The organism is Neorhizobium alkalisoli, from assembly GCF_007829835.1.
Taxonomy (GTDB): domain Bacteria; phylum Pseudomonadota; class Alphaproteobacteria; order Rhizobiales; family Rhizobiaceae; genus Neorhizobium.
In genome coordinates, this window is the sequence record NZ_VIWP01000002.1 from 842,672 (window position 1) to 862,488 (window position 19,817).

The 19,817-nt window shown below is 61.6% G+C and carries 17 protein-coding genes and 1 pseudogene; 6 read left to right on the forward strand and 12 right to left on the reverse strand.

Annotated elements, in window-relative coordinates:
- Nucleotides 1-41: 41 nt before the first annotated feature.
- Nucleotides 42-3,392 (reverse strand): autotransporter domain-containing protein, encoded by a 3,351-nt coding sequence (locus FHW37_RS09895; protein WP_145635520.1) that lies wholly within the window; start codon nt 3,390-3,392, stop codon nt 42-44.
- A gap of 183 nt (nt 3,393-3,575) precedes the next feature.
- The gene (locus tag FHW37_RS09900; protein ID WP_186458204.1) at nt 3,576-4,178 is read right to left on the reverse strand and encodes a PilZ domain-containing protein; all 603 of its coding nucleotides are present in this window, start codon (nt 4,176-4,178) and stop codon (nt 3,576-3,578) included.
- A 135-nt stretch (nt 4,179-4,313) separates the two neighbouring features.
- On the opposite strand from FHW37_RS09900, the gene thrC reads away from it, so the two are divergent.
- The 4 genes and pseudogenes from thrC to FHW37_RS09920 all read left to right on the forward strand — a co-directional run.
- On the forward strand, nt 4,314-5,708 hold the full coding sequence (gene thrC, locus FHW37_RS09905) for a threonine synthase (protein WP_145635522.1): 1,395 nt from the start codon (nt 4,314-4,316) through the stop codon (nt 5,706-5,708).
- A 35-nt stretch (nt 5,709-5,743) separates the two neighbouring features.
- Nucleotides 5,744-7,042 (forward strand): M16 family metallopeptidase, encoded by a 1,299-nt coding sequence (locus tag FHW37_RS09910; protein WP_145636061.1) that lies wholly within the window; start codon nt 5,744-5,746, stop codon nt 7,040-7,042.
- A gap of 45 nt (nt 7,043-7,087) precedes the next feature.
- The gene (locus FHW37_RS09915; protein ID WP_145635525.1) at nt 7,088-7,699 is read left to right on the forward strand and encodes a GNAT family N-acetyltransferase; all 612 of its coding nucleotides are present in this window, start codon (nt 7,088-7,090) and stop codon (nt 7,697-7,699) included.
- 92 nt (nt 7,700-7,791) lie between these two features.
- Nucleotides 7,792-10,605, forward strand: a pseudogene (locus FHW37_RS09920) (EAL domain-containing protein); the annotation flags it as partial.
- Between the two features lie 7 nt (nt 10,606-10,612).
- Here the strand turns inward: FHW37_RS09920 and FHW37_RS09925 are convergent.
- The 4 genes from FHW37_RS09925 to FHW37_RS33520 form a co-directional block, all read right to left on the reverse strand.
- The gene (locus tag FHW37_RS09925; RefSeq protein WP_145635529.1) at nt 10,613-11,737 is read right to left on the reverse strand and encodes a zinc-binding metallopeptidase family protein; all 1,125 of its coding nucleotides are present in this window, start codon (nt 11,735-11,737) and stop codon (nt 10,613-10,615) included.
- 123 nt (nt 11,738-11,860) lie between these two features.
- Nucleotides 11,861-12,052 (reverse strand): CsbD family protein, encoded by a 192-nt coding sequence (locus tag FHW37_RS09930; RefSeq protein ID WP_145635530.1) that lies wholly within the window; start codon nt 12,050-12,052, stop codon nt 11,861-11,863.
- A gap of 115 nt (nt 12,053-12,167) precedes the next feature.
- Nucleotides 12,168-12,773 (reverse strand): YqgE/AlgH family protein, encoded by a 606-nt coding sequence (locus FHW37_RS09935; protein ID WP_145635532.1) that lies wholly within the window; start codon nt 12,771-12,773, stop codon nt 12,168-12,170.
- A 104-nt stretch (nt 12,774-12,877) separates the two neighbouring features.
- Nucleotides 12,878-13,123, reverse strand: coding sequence for a hypothetical protein (locus tag FHW37_RS33520; RefSeq protein ID WP_186458222.1), 246 nt, complete (start codon nt 13,121-13,123; stop codon nt 12,878-12,880).
- On the opposite strand from FHW37_RS33520, the gene FHW37_RS09940 reads away from it, so the two are divergent.
- Nucleotides 13,107-13,835: a protein-disulfide reductase DsbD domain-containing protein gene (locus FHW37_RS09940; protein WP_246690719.1), complete on the forward strand. Its 729-nt coding sequence runs from the start codon at nt 13,107-13,109 to the stop codon at nt 13,833-13,835. The two genes, FHW37_RS33520 and FHW37_RS09940, sit on opposite strands and share 17 nt — an antisense overlap.
- Nucleotides 13,836-13,949: 114 nt before the next feature.
- A complete protein-coding gene (locus FHW37_RS09945) occupies nt 13,950-14,435 on the forward strand; it encodes a peroxiredoxin (protein WP_145635536.1) in 486 nt (161 codons plus the stop codon).
- 54 nt (nt 14,436-14,489) lie between these two features.
- Here the strand turns inward: FHW37_RS09945 and FHW37_RS09950 are convergent, their stop codons facing one another.
- The 6 genes from FHW37_RS09950 to FHW37_RS09975 form a co-directional block, all read right to left on the reverse strand.
- Nucleotides 14,490-14,798 (reverse strand): Dabb family protein, encoded by a 309-nt coding sequence (locus tag FHW37_RS09950; RefSeq protein ID WP_145635539.1) that lies wholly within the window; start codon nt 14,796-14,798, stop codon nt 14,490-14,492.
- 320 nt (nt 14,799-15,118) lie between these two features.
- Nucleotides 15,119-15,559: a ribonuclease HI gene (gene rnhA / locus FHW37_RS09955; RefSeq protein ID WP_145635540.1), complete on the reverse strand. Its 441-nt coding sequence runs from the start codon at nt 15,557-15,559 to the stop codon at nt 15,119-15,121.
- Complete coding sequence (locus tag FHW37_RS09960) at nt 15,556-16,521, reverse strand: homoserine kinase (protein WP_145635542.1); 966 nt, start codon at nt 16,519-16,521, stop codon at nt 15,556-15,558. The genes rnhA and FHW37_RS09960 overlap by 4 nt, the downstream gene beginning before the upstream one ends.
- 253 nt (nt 16,522-16,774) lie before the next feature.
- A complete protein-coding gene (gene ispH, locus FHW37_RS09965; protein WP_145635544.1) occupies nt 16,775-17,818 on the reverse strand; it encodes a 4-hydroxy-3-methylbut-2-enyl diphosphate reductase in 1,044 nt (347 codons plus the stop codon).
- Nucleotides 17,819-17,930: 112 nt separating this feature from the next.
- Complete coding sequence (locus FHW37_RS09970; protein WP_145635546.1) at nt 17,931-18,719, reverse strand: SURF1 family protein; 789 nt, start codon at nt 18,717-18,719, stop codon at nt 17,931-17,933.
- Nucleotides 18,720-18,922: 203 nt separating this feature from the next.
- Nucleotides 18,923-19,798, reverse strand: coding sequence for a cytochrome c oxidase subunit 3 (locus FHW37_RS09975; protein WP_145635548.1), 876 nt, complete (start codon nt 19,796-19,798; stop codon nt 18,923-18,925).
- Nucleotides 19,799-19,817: the final 19 nt, after the last annotated feature.

Sequence of the window (19,817 nt, forward strand, 5' to 3'; positions counted from 1 at the left end):
CTGGCGAAATCCGGCCTTGGGCGAGCTTAGCCAGCCGCCCCTCAGAAATCCACGATCAGGCTCGCTCTTGCCGCATGCGTCGTCAGCGAATGGGCGAACTCGCCGCTGTAACCGAGCTTCAGCCGTGTCGTCTTGGTCACTTGCGCGGTGACGGAGGCTTCGACGACGAGGGCGTCGCGTGGGGTGGCGACGCCTTCGAGAACGAAGGGGCTGCCGGAGGAGAAGGAGAGACGGGTCGAAGGCGTCAGGTCGCCGATGGCGCGGCGCCAACCGAGCATGCCGGCAAGGGTGATGGGCGTGTCGTCGGCCAGAAGGTCTGCGGACCAGCGCATCCCCAATGTGGCGAGCGTGATGTCGTCATTGCCGCTTGAGCCGGACAATGCGGCGGCCCCGCCCTTCTCGCGAAAACCGTCGGTATCGAGATTGACGTAAGCGAGGTTCACGAAGGGCTGGACGGTGACCGGGCCGAGCCTGTTGCGCCAGGAGAGATCGGCAAAGACTTGGCGGGTGGCGCTGTCGTAATCCGCTTCAAGATCATCGGTGAAGGTGCCGAAGGCGATATGGCGGCGGGTGGAAATCTCGTTCTTCGAATAGGCAGCACCGCCCACCAGAGAAAATCCGCCCCATTCGCCGGCAGCATAAATCGCGGCCTGATAACTGTCCCAGTCTGCATCGCGGCCGGTGGAACCATGGTCGTAGCCGAAAACACCGCCGAGCCGCCAGTGATCGGAGAGCTCGCCGTCGATACCGGCCAGAAGGCCGGCGGCGCTTGTATCGATGCCCGCGGCATTGCCGTCGCTGCCGATCCGGCTTCTGGCGGCGATGCCGGTCATCCAGACGCCGGCGGCACCATCTTCGGTCGGCCTCACGGGGATTTCGCCATTGACCCGGTCGAGAATGGCATCGCGGACAAAGCGGCTGTCGGAAAGGAGTGCGGTCTTCAAGGATGCATGGATCTCGCCGCCAAGCTGCGAAAAGGCATCACGGGCATCGGCGGCATCGAGCGGCAGCACGCCGAGATAGACTGTGTTTTTCGCGCCGAGCGATTCGACCGCATTGGCCGTGGCGCGGCCGTTCGCCGTCGTCGCGACATCGGCGAAGGCGACATCATTGCGGTAGAGGCCGAGCGTCACGGCATCGGTCGCATAGCTCAAGGTCGGCGTCAGGAAAGCGAGATCGGTGGTGACCTCGTCGAACGTGCCGGTAACACTGTCTGCCGTCAGGATCGTATACTGGCTTGCCAGCGAATAGGTACCGCTGCCGGCCAGGACCTGCACGGTGCCGCCTTCGATCGTGACCGAGCCGGTCGCGACGAGGCGATCGGATTTTCCGGTTGCATTCGTCTCGACCTCGAAACGCGAGCCCTTTTCGAAGGTGACATCGCCATTGACGGTGGTCGTCGCAATACCGGGACCGGGAGAAAGCGTGCCGCCCGAGGCAACCGTCAGGCCGCCGACCGCGCCGCTGCCGGACAAGGTTCCGTCCTTGCCGATATCGATCGCACCCGATACCGCGCCGTCATTGACCAGCGTACCGCCGACAACAGTAGCGGCCCCGGTGATCGTGCCGGTATTGGCAAAGGTGCCACCCGTGTTGGTCAGCGATGCGATAACGCCATCGTTGGACGAGGTGCCGGCATTGGTGACATTGCCGGCGACACCCGTCGCATTGTTGACGAAACTGGCAGCCGCCGCGACATCGACATCGGTGACGACGAAATTGTTGGTCACGGTACCGCCGGTCACGGTCGTCTTGCCGGTAATCGTGCCGCCGGAATTGTTGGTGAAAGTGCCGCCCGTATTGGTGAGGGAGGCGATCGTGCCGGCATTCGAGCTGATACCGGCATTGGTGACATTGCCGGCTGTCGCATCGCTATTGTTGACGAAACTCGCGGCGGCCGCGACATCCACGTCGGTCACGACAAAATTGTTCGTCACCGTGCCGCCGGAAATCACCGTCGAACCGGTGATCGTGCCATCATTCGCAAACGTGCCGCCCGTATTGGTCAGGGACGCCACAGTGCCGGCATTGGAAGAGGTTCCGGCATTGGTAATGTCGCCGGCCGTCGCGCCGCTATTGTTGACGAATTCGGCAGTCGCGGCAACGTCGACGTCGGTCACCACGAAATTGTTGATCACCTTGCCGTCCGAAACACGCGTATAGCCGCTGATCGTGCCGGTATTGGAAAAGGTGCCGCCGGTATTGGTGAGCGAGGCGACCGTGCCGGCATTCGAGGCGGTGCCGGCATTGGTGACGTTGCCGGCCGTCGCATCGCTGTTGTTGATGAATTCCGCCGCTGCCGCGACATCCACATCCGTCACCACGAAATTGTTGGTGACCGTGCCTCCGGAAATAACCGTCCTGCCGGTAATCGTGCCACCGGAATTGTTGGAAAACGTTCCGCCCGTATTGGTGAGCGAGGCGATCGTGCCGGCATTGGATGTCGTACCGGCATTGGTGACATTGCCTGCCGTGGCACCCGAATTGTTGACGAAGTTGGCGGCGGCCGCCACGTCCACATCCGTCACGACAAAATTGTTGGTGACGGTGCCGCCGGAAATCACCGTGTTGCCGGTGATCTTTCCGCCGGAATTGTTGGAGAAAGAACCGGCCGTATTGGTCAGCGACGAAATCGTGCCGGCATTCGAGGTAGTGCCGGCATTGCTGACGGCCCCGGCGCGACCTGTGGAATTGTTGGTCAAAAGGCCGGACGTGCCGACATCCACGGAGCCGAGATTGCCGTTATTGCTCAGCGTGCCGTCGGTGATCGTCGTTGCGCCCGAGACGGATCCGCTGCCATTGTTGGTGACGGCGCTGCCGGTGGCGATGATCAGGTCACGCAGGGAGCCGTTATTGGTCAGCGCCGCGCCATTGACCAATGTCTCGCCGCTGATCAGCCCGTCATTGACGACCGTGCCGCCGGATGCAGTGAGATCGCCGTCGAGCGTGCCGGAATTGCCGAGCGAGCCGCCGGACATCGTGACATCGGAGGAAAGCCGGCCGGTGGTCGAAATATCGATTCGTCCCGGATCGGAAAGCGTCGTGCCACCCGAAACGCCGAGATCGGCATCGACATGCAGGACACCGCCGGAAACGCCGAGCGTCTGGACGGCGGCATTGCTGCCGACCGTCGGCGCACCTGACGCGATCGTTGCATCGTCGCCAACACCGGGAGCTGTCGGGGCGGTGCTCCAGTTGGCGCCGTTGGAAAAATCATTGTCGGAAGCGCCGGTCCAGGCGGATTGCGCCGCGGCAATGCCGGGGACCAGGGCTGCAAGCGTGACGAGAGCGGAGCAGAGGCGCAGGCGGCGCATAACGGCACTGCCGCGCGGACGTTTTCCTCCCGCAACGGATATGCCTGCTTCATCTGCCCGGATTGCCGCAGCAACCATTCCCAACCCCATGCCAGAAGCGGCGCAGGCGGGAAGCCCTTAACCACTTGCTAATATAAAGTAAGGAACTATGGTTAACCAAGCCTTAAATCAGGCAGGAAAACAACCTTTCCACTGCGAACGAAGCCGTTTTCAGGCCCCGTCCGCCGGGCATTCCCGCAAGCAATATTCTGCCTGGCTGTCTTAGCCGCGCTTGGCCGGCTTCTTGACCGGGCCCTGGTCGAAACCGACGCGAACACGGGTGAAGCGCGAGGCGCCGCCCTGGCCGTTCGGGATCTGAACATCCGGCTTCTGGAAGATGAACTGGGTGCCGCCGGCCGGAAGATCGACCGGATAGGCGACCTTCTGCGAATATATCACATTATCGCCATCGACGACTTCGACCAGCATCGGCAGTGTCACCTTGCCGGGTGCGCCACCGGGGCCATCGACGAGGCGGCCCTGGACGACGACATTGATCGTCATCGTCGTTTCATTGGCCGAGCACTGGCGCGTCGCATCGGCGAGCGAGGCCTGGTAGAGCAGCTTGTCGGGATTGTCCTGGCCGCCCTTGGCGTAAACGCGATGGATGGCCGTCTGCTCAAGCATCACCACCTGCGGGCAATAGGCCTGCACGACCGGCGTTGCCTGCGCTGCGGGCGCCATTCCGGTCGCGGATGCCGCAGGGGTCGTCATGCCCTCGGTGGGAGACGATGTGCTGCAGCCGGCAACAGAGCCGGCAACCAAACCGGCAAGGGCCACGAGGCGCGATGCCGTCAGCAAACGACGCGAATTCTTACCAAACACCGTACTCAACCTTTTTCATCCCTTTCGGCATGCCAGTCTGGCGGCGAACGATAGCGCCGTATTCCAGCCTTTCACCATCGATTTCGATGGTCTATATCAGCGGCGCGAACAAAAATCGATTGGGGATTATCGATCGTGGAATACATTTCTACGCGGGGCGACGCCCCCGCTCTCGGCTTTCGTGACGCCTTGCTTGCGGGCCTTGCCCGTGACGGCGGTCTTTATGTTCCGCGCGAATGGCCGAGCCTGACGAAACGCGACATCAAGGCCCTGCGCGGCAAGAGCTATGCGGAAGTCGCTTTCGAGATCCTCAAGCACTTCGTCGACGGCGAAATTCCGGACGACAAACTCAAGGCGATGATCAACGAAGCCTATGGCACGTTCCGCCACCCGGCCGTGGTGCCGCTGGTGCAGACCGGGCCGAACGACTTCGTGCTCGAACTCTTCCATGGCACGACGCTCGCCTTCAAGGATGTGGCGATGCAGCTGCTTGCTCGGCTGATGGATTACGTTCTGGCCGAGCGCGGCGAACGGGCGACCATCGTCGGCGCGACCTCGGGCGACACGGGCGGTGCTGCGATCGACGCCTTTGCCGGCCGCGAGCGCACCGACATCTTCATCTTCTTCCCGCATGGCAAGGTTTCTCCGGTGCAGCAGCGCCAGATGACAACCTCGACGGCGTCCAATGTCCACGCGATTGCTCTCAACGGCAATTTCGACGATTGCCAGGATCTCGTGAAGGAGATGTTCAACGACGTTGCCTTCCGCGACCGGGTCAAGCTTTCGGGCGTCAATTCGATCAACTGGGCGCGCATCATGGCCCAGGTCGTCTATTACTTCACCGCTTCGCTCTCTCTCGGCGGTCCGGATCGCAAAATCTCGTTCACGGTGCCGACCGGCAATTTCGGCGATATCTTTGCCGGTTATGTCGCCAAGAAGATGGGCCTGCCGATCGACCGGCTGGTGATCGCCACCAATGACAACGACATTCTCGCCCGCACGCTGAAGACCGGCCGCTACGAGATGAAGGGCGTCAAGGCCACCACCTCGCCTTCGATGGACATCCAGATCTCGTCGAATTTCGAGCGGCTGCTGTTCGAGGCCTATGGCCGCGATTCGGGCGCGATCCGCTCTGCCATGTCCGGCCTGAAGCAGTCCGGCGCCTTCGAAATCCAGCCGGAAGTGCTGAAGGCCATCAAGCGCGAATTCCGTGCCGGCCGCGCCACCGAAAAGCAGGTTGCCACAACGATCCGCGAGACGCTGGCCGAGACCGGCTATCTGCTCGACCCGCATACGGCGACCGGCGTCTTCGTTGCGAAGAAAAATGCCCGTCCCCTGAGCCCGATGGTGACGCTTGCGACCGCGCATCCGGCCAAATTCCCGGCCGCCGTAAAATCCGCTTGCGGAATTGATCCGGCACTCCCATCATGGCTAGCCGATCTTATGCATAGGGAGGAGCGCTTCGATATCCTTGATCCGGACCTGAAGGCCGTCGAGAAATTCATCGGCGAGCATACAAGGACCAAGTGACAGGCCAAGTGACGGGGCGCCGGAAAGACATGAGTATGAATGTAGAAATTACCCGGCTGTCTTCCGGCCTGACAGTCGTCACCGAAAACATGCCTCATCTCGAAAGCGTTGCGCTCGGCGTCTGGATCAAGTCCGGCGCCCGCAACGAGACCGAAGAAGAGCATGGGATCGCCCATCTTCTCGAGCATATGGCCTTCAAGGGCACCGAGCGCCGCAGCGCTCGCGACATCGCCGAGGAGATCGAGGATGTGGGTGGCGAACTCAACGCCGCCACGTCCACGGAAACCACCTCCTATTACGCCCGCGTCCTCAAGGACCACGTGCCGCTGGCGGTCGATATCCTTGCCGATATCCTGACCGAATCCGCCTTCGACGAAGAAGAGCTGCGGCGCGAAAAACACGTCATCCTGCAGGAAATCGGCGCCGCCAACGACACGCCGGACGATGTCGTGTTCGACCGTTTTTCCGAAGCCGCCTATCGCGGCCAGACGATCGGCCGGGCGATCCTCGGTACGCCTGATACCGTCAAGGGTTTCACGCCGCCGCAGATCCGCGCCTATCTCTCGCGCAATTACACGACCGACCGGATGTTCGTCGTTGCCGCCGGCGCCGTCGATCACCAGACCTTCTGCAAGCAGGTGAAAGAGCGTTTCGCCAGCCTGCCGCAGTTTTCGACCATCCAGCCGGTGCTGGAGCCGGCCCGTTACATCGGCGGCGATACCCGCGAAGACCGTGACCTGATGGATGCCCAGCTGTTGATCGGCTTCGAGGGCAAGGCCTATCACATGCGCGACTTCTACTGTTCGCAGATTCTCGCCAACATTCTTGGCGGCGGCATGTCCTCGCGCCTGTTCCAGGAAGTGCGCGAGCGTCGTGGCCTCTGCTATTCGGTCTATGCCTTCCATTGGGGTTTTTCCGATACCGGCATTTTCGGCATTCACGCCGCGACCAATGGCGACGAATTGCCGAACCTCGTTCCGGTCGTTCTCGACGAGCTGCGCAAGGCTTCGGAAAACATCGAGCAGGTGGAAATCGACCGTGCCCGCGCCCAGATCCGCGCCCAGCTGCTGATGGGCCAGGAAAGCCCGGCCGCCCGTGCCGGCCAGATCGCCCGCCAGATGATGCTTTACGGTCGCCCCATCCCCAATGAGGAGATGATGGAACGGTTGGAGGGCATAACGACGCAGCGCCTGACCGATCTTGCCGGACGGCTGTTTTTCGATACAGTTCCGACATTGTCCGCCGTCGGCCCGATCGAAAAGCTCGCACCGGTGGCCGATATCGCCGCGGCGCTCGCCTCGCCCGGTTTCGCAACCAAGAAGGCGGCCGGCTAGGTTTTTCAAACCCGATCCGGCTGCACCGTCCGGAGCAGTAGCAGAATGGGAAAGTCCGTGTTTCGGTTTCTGTCCCGACAGCCGGACACGCCGGAGCTTGTGAGCGAAACCCATGTTCTGCGGCTGCCGCAGAATTCCGATTACAAGAAATGGCTGAGGCTGCGCTCCGACAGCCGCGCCTTTCTGCAGCCATGGGAGCCGATCTGGCGATCGGACGAGCTGACGGAATCTGCATTTCGCGCCCGCGTGTTCCGTGCGGCGCAGGAATATGCATCGGGACTTGCCGTGCCGCTCCTGCTTTTCCGGCGCGACGACATGGCGCTTCTGGGCGGGCTGACCATCGGTTATATCCGTCGCGGGGCCGCCCAGAGCTGCATGATCGGATACTGGATGGGCGAACAACATTCCGGCCAAGGCCATATGTTGGCCGCATTGCAGATGGCAATCCCTTACATCTATGGTGGACTTCAGTTGCACCGGATCGAGGCAGCTTGTATTCCGGACAATTGGAAAAGTATCCGGCTCCTCGAAAAAGCCGGCTTCGAGCGGGAAGGTCTGTTGCGTAAATATCTGAAGATCAACGGCGAGTGGCGCGACCACCTGATGTTCTCCCGGCTTCCGGAAGATGGTGAATTCGCGAAGATGCTGCAGCGATGAACATCCGCGGCATGCGCTTATCGCAGGTTCCGGCCCTGCTCTCCGTGCTTTTCGCCCTGGTTTCGATGGCCCTTGTGTTCGGCGCTTCCGCCGCGCGGGCTGCCGAGCCGGTCAAGATTTCCCGTGACGATACGGCACTCGATCTCACCCGCACGACCGACATCTATACCAATCAGGGCGAAGCCTTTCAGGTTTCGACCGCGGCCGGTGCCGACGGCATCCGCCGACGCATCGAAGTGCGCGCCAGCTCGCCCGAGCACCAGGGCGACTGGGCGGTATTTGCGCTCGCCAACGTTTCGGAAGAGCAGCTGGAGCGCGTCATCGTCGCGCCGCATTTCCGCCTCGTCAATTCCAAGGTGTTCTGGCCGGATCTCGGCTCGCAGCGCATCATCTCGATCACGCCGTCCGAAGGTTTTGCGCTCGACCGCGTGGCGAGCCCCGATGCGGACGTTTTCCGCATCACGCTCAATCCAGGTGCGACGATCACCTTCGTCGCCGAGCTTGCGACCCCTTCCCTGCCGCAGATCTATCTCTGGCAGCCGGATGCCTACAAGGACACGGTCAACTCGTTCACCCTCTATCGCGGCATCGTGCTCGGCATTGCCGGCCTGCTCGCGGTGTTCCTGACCATCCTCTTCGTCGTCAAGGGAACCTCGATGCTGCCGGCGGCAGCGGCGCTGGCCTGGGCGGTTCTCGCCTATATCTGCGTCGATTTCGGTTTCCTCGACAAACTGATTACCATCACCTCGTCTGACCAACGCATCTGGCGCGCGGCGGCGGAAGTGGCCCTTGCCTCGTCGCTCGTCATCTTCCTGTTCACCTATCTTAATCTCAATCGCTGGCATGTGCATCTCGGTTACGCGACGCTGGCCTGGGTGGTGGGCCTGGTGCTTCTCGGCGGCGTTGCCGTCTACGACCCTTCCGTCGCCTCCGGTATCGCACGGCTTTCCTTCGCGCTGACGGGCACGGTCGGCATTCTGCTTATCATCTATCTCGGCCTCAACCGCTATGACCGTGCCATCCTGCTGGTGCCGACATGGGCGCTTCTGCTCGTCTGGCAATTCGGCGGCTGGCTGACGGTGACGGGACGGCTCGACAACGACATCGTCCAGCCAGCGCTTGGCGGCGGTCTGGTTCTGATCGTTCTCCTGATCGGCTTCACGGTCATGCAGCATGCCTTTGCCGGCGGTGCCTATCAGCAGGGCCTGTTCTCCGATCTCGAGCGCCAGTCGCTGGCGCTGACGGGCAGCGGCGATACGGTCTGGGACTGGGATGTCGCACGCGACCGCGTCGTCACCACGCCGGATATTTCCGCACGCCTCGGCCTCGATCCCGGCGCCATGCATGGGCCGGTGCGCAACTGGCTGCCGCGCCTGCATCCCGACGATCGCGACCGGTTCCGCGCCACGCTCGACGTGCTTCTGGAACATCGCCGCGGAAGGCTGAACCACGAATTCCGCATCCGCGCTGAAGACGGGCATTTCCACTGGCTGCAGATCCGCGCCCGGCCGGTTCTCGGCTCGAACGGCGAAATCATCCGTTGCGTCGGCACGGTCATCGACGTGACCGATCAGAAGAACTCCATCGAACGGCTGCTGCAGGATGCGCTGCACGACAACCTGACCGGCCTGCCGAACCGCCAGATCTTCCTCGACCGTCTTCAGGCGGTGCTGACGCTGGCGCCGGGCGGCGACAGCGTGCGCCCGACGGTGATGGCGATCGATATCGACCGCTACAAGCAGGTGAATGACAGTCTCGGCATTTCGGCCGGCGACAATATCCTGATCGCCCTGACGCGACGCCTGCGCCGACTCCTGAAGCCGCAGGATACGCTTGCCCGGCTTTCCGGCGACGAGTTCGGCCTGATCCTGGTTTCGGAACGCGATCCGGCCAAGGTCGCGGATTTCGCCGATGCGGTGTCCAAGGCGATCATGGTGCCGATCAATTTTGCCAATCGCGAGATCGTGCTGACTGCTTCGATCGGCCTTGCCTCCTGGGTGGACCAGCAGGAAAGTGCGGCCGGCCTGCTGGCCGATGCCGAGCTTGCCATGTACCGGGCCAAGCGCACCGGTGGCAACAAGGTCGAGCCCTTCCGCCCGGTCTTCCGCTCCTCCGGCACCGACCGGCTGCAGATCGAAACGGACCTGCGACGCGCCATCGAACGCAAGGAACTCTCCCTCGCTTACCAGCCGATCATCCGCCTCAAGGATGGCGAGCTTGCCGGTTTCGAGGCACTGATGCGCTGGGAACATCCCAAGCGCGGCACGATTCCGCCTTCCGAATTCATCCCGATTGCCGAAATGTCCGACCTGATCGGCCCGCTCGGCATGTTCGCGATGGAACGGGCGGTTTCCGACCTGACGGGCTGGCAGACACAGCTTGGCGACCTGCCGATCTTCACCTCGGTCAACCTGTCCAGTGCGCAGCTGCTGAATGCCGATCTCTACAATGACGTGCGCGGCCTGTTGCAGCGGACGCAGGTCAATCCGCAGCAGCTGAAGCTGGAGCTGACCGAGTCGCTGATGATGGAAAATCCGGAGCAGGCGCGGCTGGTGCTCGCCAAGCTCAAGGAAACGGGCTTAAGCCTGGCGCTCGACGATTTCGGCACCGGGTATTCGTCGCTCGGTTACCTGACGCAATTCCCGTTCGATACGATCAAGCTCGACAAGTCGCTGGTTCGCGACGCAACGGAAAAACGCGCCGTCCTGCTGCGCTCCGTCATCGCCATGGCGCGGGCGCTGGAAATGGACGTCGTCGCAGAGGGCGTGCAGACCGACGAGGACGCCGCAGAGCTTGCCAAGATGGGCTGCCATTACGCCCAGAGCTATCTCTTCGGCCCACCGGCTGCGGCCGACGCAGTGATGCGGCTGTTGAAGGAACGGTTTCCGCTGACCAAGCGGGCATAAAGCCCGCTTAGGCGACCTGCGCGACCATATTGTCCGTCGGCAATGCTCTTGCCGAAGCCAGCAATATGCGTTCGTGGTCATGGATCAGGTCGTGGACGAATTGCAGCTTGCCGGTGATCACGGGCGTGACGATGAACGGATAGAGATCCGGCACGCCCATGGAGCGGTGGATGCTGTTCAGCGCCACACTGAACGGGATCCAGGCCGAGACGAGCTGTTCGGCATTGTCCGCATCATAGGGCCTGAAATCGATCTCGGCGGCCAGCTCTTCATGGCGGCGCGGCTCGATCGACATGCCGTAGGAGCGTGCCGTTTCCAGCGTATCGACGATGTGCAGATAGTGGGCAAAGCTCTCGGCAAAATCCTCCCAGGGATGGGAGCTGGCATAGGTCGAGATGTAGAATTGCTGCCAATCCGGCGGCGGACCCTGTTCGTAATTGCGCTTCAGCGCCTCGCCGTAATCCACCGTCTCGTCACCGAAGACGGCGCGGAAGGCATCGAGCTTGCCGCCATCGCGGACCAGCTTGTCCCAGATGTAATGGCCGGTCTCGTGGCGGAAATGACCGAGCATGGTACGATAGGGTTCGTTCATCGAGACGCGCACCTGTTCGCGGGTCGCGTCATCAGCCTCTGCGGCGCGGATGGCGATCAGGCCGTTTTCATGGCCGGTCATGGCCGGCTTGATGCTGCCATCCGGCTGGATCTCATCGACGAGGAAATCGAAAACGAGGCCGCCCTGCGGGTCCTCGTCGCGGTTGGTGCGCGGCAGCTTCCAGCGCAGCATGGAATAGAAGAGATGGCGCTGCGCCTGGCTGATGCGGCGCCACTGGTTGAGCCCCTCTTCCGTCGAGGCATCCGGCACCAACCGGTTATGCCGGCAGGCCGGGCAGAAGGGATTTGGATCGTCTGCCATGACGGTCCAGTTGCAGATGTCCATGGTGCTGTTCTGGCAGAGGCGCACGGAATGTCCGTGTCCGCCGAACAGGTGCCAGGTGCTGTCACCCGGATTTTCCTCCAGCGCATGCATGGACAGATCGTCCGGCACAAAGGCGAGACGATAACCGCAATTGACGCAGTTCCGGTTGTCGAAATGGATGGTCTGGCCGCAGTGATCGCAGTCGTAGAGGCGCATGGACGGGTCCGTGAAGCGTTGAGGAAAGGACAATAAGAAAACCTGCTCCGGCCGGAGCCGAAACAGGTTTAAAAGGTGTGGCCTCAAGAAGATCTTTCGTCTTCGAGGCCCATGCCGACCGTCTTACATGCGGTCGACAAAGTCCTTGGCGGCGTCCTTGACCTTGCCCTTGGCCTGCTGGACATTGCCCTTGGCTTCCTGGGCGCTGCCCTTGGCCTTCAGCTTCGGGTTGTCGGTCATGTCGCCCGCTGCCTGCTTGATCTTGCCGGATACTTCGTTGGCCTTGCCGGCAATCTTGTCGCTGGTGCTACCCATCGTATTTCTCCTTGATGTCGAGGCGTTTTTGTTTGTCGCCTTTGCAGGAGAAGAACGATCATCGTCAGAGTTCGTTCCGAAAATTATTCGGGACAAAATTCTTCCGACGAGAAAATCAGGCGTGCCCGGCTTCGCTGGAGAGCATTTCCGGCGAGACGCCGAGCGAGGCCAGAGCCCGTTCATATTTGTTGTCGAGCGAGCGATCGAAAATCAGGTCGTCGCTTGCCGGGCAATTGAGCCAGCCATTGTTCGACATTTCCTCTTCCAGCTGGCCCGGGCCCCAGCCGGCATAACCGAGAAGCATAGTGGCCTTGGCCGGGCCTCGGCCGTCGCAGATGGCGCGGATGATATCGAGCGTTGCCGTCAGCGAAATCTCGTCGCTGACGGGGATTGAGGATTCGCTGGAGAAATCGTCGGAATGCAGAACGAAGCCGCGGCCGGTCTCGACCGGGCCGCCGGCGAGGATCGGGAATTCACGCCGGTCGCGCGGCAGCGTGCCGATCTCGGTGGCATCCAGCAGCTTCAGGTGACCCAGCACGTCGCAAAAGGAGATATCCTGCGAGCGGTTGATGATGAAGCCCATGGCGCCGGCCTTGGAGTGGGCGCAGATATAAACGACGGTGCGGGCAAAATTGCTGTCCTGCATGCTCGGCATGGCGATCAACAGCTGACCATCCAGAAAGCCGCGCTCACCTTCGGTTTTGAGGGTCGAAAAACTCATCGTGCCTCCATCCTTGGGTTCGTCCATGGCACCCGGTGGGATCGCATGGGCGGAACCGGTGAGATTGCGTCCTTCGATCAAGATGGGGCAGGATCGCGCCGCAATCAACGGAAAATGATCCCGCGTGTGCCGCAATCCGGCTGGTCGCGCCAGAAGTGATCGGTTAAACCGCTGACCATGATGAAGACACCCATGCGCAGCCAGGCCGGAATGCGATCGCCGATTGCCAATTCGTTTATCCTTTTCGGCTGCGCGCTGATGGCCACCCTTTTAGCGGCCATGAGCGGCGCCCGGGCAGAGATGACCCCTTGGGCGACGAATGAGGGCGGGCGCATGCGCATCATCGCCATGCCGCCCGAGCCGGATGGCAAGGTGCGCGGGGCATTGCAGATCGAGCCAAAACCCGGCTGGATCACCTACTGGAAAGAACCGGGCGATACCGGCATTCCGCCGCAGCTGATCTTTTCGAAGAATGGCGACACGCAGCTCGACAGCGTTTCCTTTCCGGTGCCGAAGCGCATCGATTCCGGCAATCTGCGCGATATCGGTTATGACGAGCCGGTCACCTTTCCGTTCGAGCTGACGCTGAAGGATTTCGGCAAGGTGCCGAATGCGCCGACCAGCCTCAGCGCCAGCGCCTTTATCGGGCTTTGCCGCAATATCTGCATTCCGTTCCAGGCGGACTTCCCGCTGACCATGCAGGCGGTCAAGGGCACGCCGGTGGAAGAGGCGATGATACTCAATGCCGCCGCCGCCAAGCTGCCGCAGAAACCGGCCGATGATTTCCGCATCCTGCGTTATGCCATGGTCAAGGATGGCAAGGTTCTGCGCCTCACCCTGCGCCTGCCGGATGACGCCACAAGCCAGCCGCAGGTGATCGTCACCGGGCCGGAGGGCCATGTTCTGTTCGACGAGGCCAAGGGCAAGCGCGACGCCGAGGGCTATACGCTCGACATGCCGGTCGGCAAGCTGCCGAAGGGATATGACATCAAGGGCAAGCATTGGGGCATTCTCGCCATCGCCGGCAACCGGGCGATCGAGACTTCCCTCTCCTTCGAGTGATCTTTTCCACGAGCGAACCTTTGAAGGGGCCTCGAAGCTTGTCTTGCCCCGGTCCGGCACTATAGTTGCCGCCGACTGCAGACAGACTGCATCTTCAAAGAGAGGACCTGCCCCATGACCATTGCCATCGGTGACACGCTGCCGAGCGCCAGCTTCAAGGAAAAGACTGTCGACGGTCCTGTCGAAACCAGCACCGACGCGCTGTTCAAGGGCAAGAAGGTCGTGCTTTTTGCCGTGCCTGGCGCGTTTACGCCGACCTGCACGCTGAACCACCTGCCCGGTTATCTCGACAATCGCGAAGCGCTGCTTGCCAAGGGCGTCGACGACATCGCGGTCATCGCCGTCAACGACTGGCATGTGATGGGCGCCTGGGCGACCCAGACGGGTGGGCTCGGGAAGATCCACTTCTTAGCAGACTGGGACGGTTCCTACACGAAATCGCTCGGCCTCGACGCCGACCTATCGGCCGGCGGCCTCGGCGTTCGCTCCAAGCGTTATTCGATGCTGGTCGAAGACGGCGTGGTCAAATCCCTCGACATCGAGGAAAGCCCCGGTCAGGCCACCGTTTCGGCCGCCGATGCGATGCTGGCAAAGCTTTGAGATGAAATCGGGCGCCGCGGAATTTTTCTGCGGCCCCATCCCATGCGAAATGCCTTATGCGGCCATATCGAAAACGATCAGGCCGGAAAGACCGCCATCGGCGGCCGCCACGAGCTTTTCAGCCACGGCGATATGTTCAGGATGGACGAGATAGGCATCCCGCGCCTCCGGGCTTTCGAAGGTCACGACAAAGCCATCGAGAAAACCGCCATTCAGGCCTTCCGACGAGACATTCGGGCCGTATTTGACATCGACAATGCCGGGCGTGACGTTTTTCAGCGCGGCGACACCTTCGTAAAGGGCCTGCTTCTCGTCCTGCTGGAGGGCGTTCTTGAAGCGGATGAAAACGATGTGGAGGATCATTGGGGCCACCCTTCTGGTTTTCTGTTTTCGCCGACAATAGTGGTTCGGCGCCGAAGAGCAACCGACGGGCGGCGGATGCTTTGAACTCGTTATGAAGAAAGTCCCTCTCTGGCCTGCCGGCCATCTCCCCCACAAGGGGGGAGAAGACTCGCGGCAACCGCTCGCTCCCTAATCGAGCACTGACGGTGCAGCTGGGTTAAGCCCTCCCCCTTGTGGGGAGGGTGGGGAGGGGCCTTTTTTCTTATGATGTGCCCTCGTGGGAGAGATGGCCGGCAAGCCAGAGAGGGCCTGGCCTTTGGCACTTATCCTGAGCGCGCAGCCTACCGCTTCTTGAACGGCGCCATGCCGAGCCGGGCAAGTTCGTCGGCGCGTTCGTTTTCCGGATGGCCGGCATGGCCCTTGACCCAGTGCCACTTGACCTTGTGGCGCTGGTTGGCGGCGTCGAGCTGCTGCCAGAGCTCGACATTCTTGACCGGCTTGTTATCGGCGGTCTTCCAGCCCTTCTTCTTCCAGCCAAAAATCCACTTGGAAATACCGTCCATCACATATTTGCTGTCGGTATAAAGATCGACCTCGCAGGCGCTTTTCAAAGCGTTGAGGCCGGTGATTGCCGCCATCAGCTCCATGCGGTTATTGGTCGTTTCCGCCTCGCCGCCGTTCAGCTCCTTGGTCGTTTCGCCGTAACGCAGGATGGTGCCCCAGCCGCCGGGGCCGGGATTGCCGGAGCAGGCGCCATCGGTGAAGATCTCGACCTGTTTCATGCCGACAGCCCGTATTCGGCGACAGACGCGATGCCGCGATGGAAGCGCAGCTTTTTGAGATATTCGAGCGGGTCCTTCTTGACCACCAGCGCGCCGGCCGGCGTCGTCAGCCAGTCGTAGAGACGGGTGAGGAAAAAGCGCAGGGCGGAACCGCGGGAGAGGACCGGAAGGGCGGCGAGCTCCGCATCCGAGAGCGGGCGAACACTGCGATAGCCTTCGAGCAGCGCCATGCCCTTGGTGACGTTATAGGCGCCGTCCTGCTCGAAGCACCAGGCATTGAGGCAGATCGAGACGTCATACGCGAGCAGGTCGTTGCAGGCGAAATAGAAGTCGATCAGGCCGGATAGTTCATCGCCGAGGAAGAAGACATTGTCCTGAAACAGGTCGGCATGGATGACGCCATCCGGCAGGTCTTTTGGCCAATGGGCGGCAAGATAGGCAAGTTCGGAAGAAATCTCATCCTGCAGTCCCTTTTCCACCTCGTCGGCGCGGTCGGCCGACTTTTCCCAAAGCACTTTCCAGCCTTCGAGCGAGAGGGCATTCGGACGCTTGATCTCAAAACCTTCGCCGGCAAGGTGCATGGCGGCAAGCGCCTTGCCGACTTCTCGGCAATGTTTGGCCTCGGGCTTGCGCAGCCACATGCCTTCGAGGAAAGAAATGAGGGCGGCCGGGCGGGTTGAGAGTTCGCCGAGCAGCGCACCGTCACGGCGCGGCAAAGGCAGCGGGCAGTTGAGGCCGCGATCGGCGAGATGCTGCATCAGGCCGAGGAAGAACGGTAGGTCCGACTTTTCCACCCGCTTTTCGTAGAGCGTCAGGATCAGCGGATCCTTGGTCGTGTGCAACAAGAAATTGGAATTCTCGACGCCCTCGGCAATGCCCTTGTAGGAGGTCAGTTCGCCGACATCGTATTCGGCCAGAAAGTTCTTGAGGTCGATTTCGGTAATGTCGGTGTAAACGGCCACGGGCTTCTCACGGATTGTCGGGACAGAATCATCTGTCGGTGATTTTGTTGTCTTTTGCCACAGGGGGCATGGCAGGGGGAGTTGCCGGTCGCCATTCTGATGGGGATTTGCGTCTGTGTCTGCCCCTCATCCGCCTGCCGGCACCTTCTCCTCGCCTGCGGGGAGAAGGGAGCGAACCGCAAACTCTCTACCCAATCGAAGCACGTCCCCCCTCCCCGGAAGCGGGGTTAAGGTGAAGGGCAAATCCAATCGCTCAAACGCGCGAGCCGTTCACCCAGGCCATATCCTCATGGGTCAACGGCACTTCGCGCAGCTCGCGATTGACGAGGAAGTTTTCGGTTTCCTCGGTGGTGATGGCAAGGTCGATCGTGGCATTGAAGCGCGCCTTGAAGGCGGCGATGATCTCGTCGACGATGACTTCCGGCGCCGATGCACCCGCAGACAGGCCAAGCGTGCGGATATCGCCGATCTCGGCCCAATCCAGTTCGGCGGCACGCTGCACGAGGAGGGACTTTTTCGCCCCTGCCCTGAGCGCCACTTCGACCAGACGCTTGGAATTGGACGAATTCGGCGCGCCGACGACGATGAAAAGATCGCAGCCGGGGGCAGCCTGTTTCACGGCTTCCTGGCGGTTGGTCGTGGCGTAGCAGATCGAATCGGCCGCCGGGGCCGTGAGGTTCGGGAAACGTTCGGTCAGACGCGCGATCACGCCGGCCGTATCGTCAACCGACAGCGTCGTCTGGGTGACGAAGCCGAGATTGTCGGGATCGGCGGGCACGTAGACATCGGCATCCTCGATCGTCTCGATCAGGGAGACGGTGCCTTCCGGCAGCTGGCCCATCGTGCCGATCACTTCCGGATGCCCGGCATGGCCGATCAGGACCACATGGCGACCGAGGCGCTGGTGGCGCATGGCCTGCTTGTGCACCTTCGAAACAAGCGGACAGGTGGCATCGAGATAAAAGAGATTGCGGGACTGCGCGTCCTCGGGCACCGATTTCGGCACGCCATGGGCGGAAAACACGACCGGCTGCTTCTGATGCTCTGCCGGGATCTCGTTCAGTTCCTCGACGAAGACGGCGCCCTTGGCTTCCAGGCCTTCGACCACGTAACGGTTATGGACGATCTCGTGGCGGACATAGACCGGGGCGCCATAGGCCTTCAGCGCCAGAACGACGATCTGGATCGCCCGGTCGACACCGGCGCAAAAACCGCGCGGGCCGCACAGACGGATCGACAGGTCCGGCTTCAATTCGGCCGGAATGGCATTCGCCTGTTCGGTGACCTGGATATTCATATACGTTCCGCTGGCCTGTTCCGCAAAAGAATGCCTGTTCGCAAGGCCTCATATAGGCGAGCCGGGCATGGCCTGCCAATCAAAAATTCGATTTGGCGCTGCGACGAACCGCTCAGCGCGCGCGGGAAGCTCTCTCGGAGCGGCCGCGCAGGCGCATGCCGATCACGACCGCGATAAGCGCCGCCGCCAGCCCGTACCAAGTGACGGCATATTGCAGATGGCTGTTCGGCAGATCGAACTGGGTGACGCCGCCGAGCGGATAACCGCCCGGATTTTTTGTCGATGCATCGGCATCGACGAAGAAAGGCACGAGTTTCGACGGATCGAGGCCGGCGCTCGAGGCCATGACGCCAAAATCCTTCCAGTAGAAGATGTTCTTGGCCGGATCATTGTCGGGAACGGCGAAGGACGGTTTTGCGGCGAGCCGGCTGCGGGCATAACCGGTTATGTATTGTTCGCCTATGACCTCGCCGGCCTTGCGCGTCGCAGGCTCCTTCATCTCGTAGGGAACGAAGCCGCGATTGACGAGCAGGATGCGGCCGTCTGCAAGCGTCATTGGCGTGTAGACGTAAAAGCCGGTGCGGCCTTCGAAAGTGGCGAAGAAATGCCGTTCGCGGCTGTGATCGAATGTGCCGGAGACTGTGACGCGGCGGTATTCGATATCGCCGCCGGATTTTTCGATGGCCTCGATCTCGGCGAGCGGAACGGGTGGTGCTGCGCGGCGCGCAGCGATATCGGCGAGAAGGCCTTCCTTCCAGTGAAGGCGCTCGACCTGCCATGTGCCGAGGGCGAGAAGGGTGGCGAGTGAGGCGAGGACGAGGATGGTGGTGGCGATCGTGCGAACCCTGCCGGGTTTGCGCTCTGCATCTCCCGTCTGCCGGGGCAAGGATTGTTCTGCCATGATCTCGTTTACCTGTTAAAGCAGAAGGGCGGCTTTCGCCGCCCCGCATTCGCTACCGATCCCGCCCCTTGCTCAGCAGAAGGTGTGGTCCGACAGCCTGTCAAATCCGGTCTACCCTCTCCCGGCCCTTCGCTTTGGCTCAGGGCGTTCGGCGCTGCAATCGATCCACTGGATCGATTGCTCGGGCTTTGCCCGACCGCTTCTCACCCATGCAAAGGCGCGCCCCAGCCGCCCCAGATGTAGATCGAGAAGAACAGGAAGAGCCAGACGACGTCGACGAAGTGCCAGTACCAGGCGGCGGCCTCGAAGCCGAAATGGCGGGTCGGGGTGAAGCCGCCATTGGCCGCGCGCAGCAGGCAGACGATCAGGAAGATCGTGCCGATCAGGACGTGGAAACCGTGGAAGCCGGTCGCCATGAAGAAGGTGGCGCCATAAATGGAATTGGCGAATTCGAACGGCGCATGGGCGTATTCGTAGGCCTGTACAGCCGAAAACAGGATGCCGAGTGCCACCGTCAGCGACAGGCCGGTGATCAGGCCCTTGCGGTCATTGTGCAGAAGCGCGTGATGCGCCCAGGTGACACAGGTGCCCGACAGGAGAAGGATGATCGTGTTGTAGATCGGCAGGTGCCAGGGGTCGAGGACTTCGACGCCCTTCGGCGGCCACTGACCGCCGAGAAACTGAACGCGCGACGCCTGGATCGCCTCATTGGGATAGAGGCTCGCGTCGAAAAAGGCCCAGAACCAGGCAACGAAGAACATCACTTCGGAGGCGATGAACATGATCATGCCGTAGCGCAGGTGCAGCGACACGACGCGGGTATGGGCGCCGGCGTCGCCTTCCTTGATCGTGTCCGACCACCAGCCGATCATCGTGTAAAGGATGATGGCAAGGCCGATGAAGAAGATCCACGGGGTAGCAAGGTTGAGCCCAAAAATGTGGAACTCGCCGCCCTTCAGGTAACGCATGTAACCGACGCCGCCGAAAGTGATGACGAAGGCGCCAAGCGAAGCCAGGATCGGCCAGGGGCTCGGGTCGATGATATGGTAGTCGTGGTTCTTCTGGTGCGCTTCTGCCATGTCAGGACCTCCCCCGCGA

Excerpts from the sequence above, each read along its gene's own strand:
- rnhA (WP_145635540.1), bottom strand. The coding sequence starts at position 15,559 with ATGAAACAGGTCGAGATCTTCACCGATGGCGCCTGCTCCGGCAATCCC.
- FHW37_RS09925 (WP_145635529.1), bottom strand. The coding sequence starts at position 11,737 with ATGCGCCTCTACGACTGCGATCACTGCGGCCAGACCATCCATTTCGAC.
- ispH (WP_145635544.1), bottom strand. The coding sequence starts at position 17,818 with ATGAATATCCAGGTCACCGAACAGGCGAATGCCATTCCGGCCGAATTG.
- FHW37_RS09935 (WP_145635532.1), bottom strand. The coding sequence starts at position 12,773 with ATGAGTTTTTCGACCCTCAAAACCGAAGGTGAGCGCGGCTTTCTGGAT.
- FHW37_RS09915 (WP_145635525.1), top strand. The coding sequence starts at position 7,088 with ATGGGAAAGTCCGTGTTTCGGTTTCTGTCCCGACAGCCGGACACGCCG.
- FHW37_RS09930 (WP_145635530.1), bottom strand. The coding sequence starts at position 12,052 with ATGGGTAGCACCAGCGACAAGATTGCCGGCAAGGCCAACGAAGTATCC.
- FHW37_RS09945 (WP_145635536.1), top strand. The coding sequence starts at position 13,950 with ATGACCATTGCCATCGGTGACACGCTGCCGAGCGCCAGCTTCAAGGAA.
- FHW37_RS09950 (WP_145635539.1), bottom strand. The coding sequence starts at position 14,798 with ATGATCCTCCACATCGTTTTCATCCGCTTCAAGAACGCCCTCCAGCAG.
- FHW37_RS09940 (WP_246690719.1), top strand. The coding sequence starts at position 13,107 with ATGCGCATCATCGCCATGCCGCCCGAGCCGGATGGCAAGGTGCGCGGG.
- FHW37_RS09970 (WP_145635546.1), bottom strand. The coding sequence starts at position 18,719 with ATGGCAGAACAATCCTTGCCCCGGCAGACGGGAGATGCAGAGCGCAAA.
- FHW37_RS09975 (WP_145635548.1), bottom strand. The coding sequence starts at position 19,798 with ATGGCAGAAGCGCACCAGAAGAACCACGACTACCATATCATCGACCCG.
- FHW37_RS09910 (WP_145636061.1), top strand. The coding sequence starts at position 5,744 with ATGAATGTAGAAATTACCCGGCTGTCTTCCGGCCTGACAGTCGTCACC.
- FHW37_RS33520 (WP_186458222.1), bottom strand. The coding sequence starts at position 13,123 with ATGGCGATGATGCGCATGCGCCCGCCCTCATTCGTCGCCCAAGGGGTC.
- FHW37_RS09895 (WP_145635520.1), bottom strand. The coding sequence starts at position 3,392 with ATGGTTGCTGCGGCAATCCGGGCAGATGAAGCAGGCATATCCGTTGCG.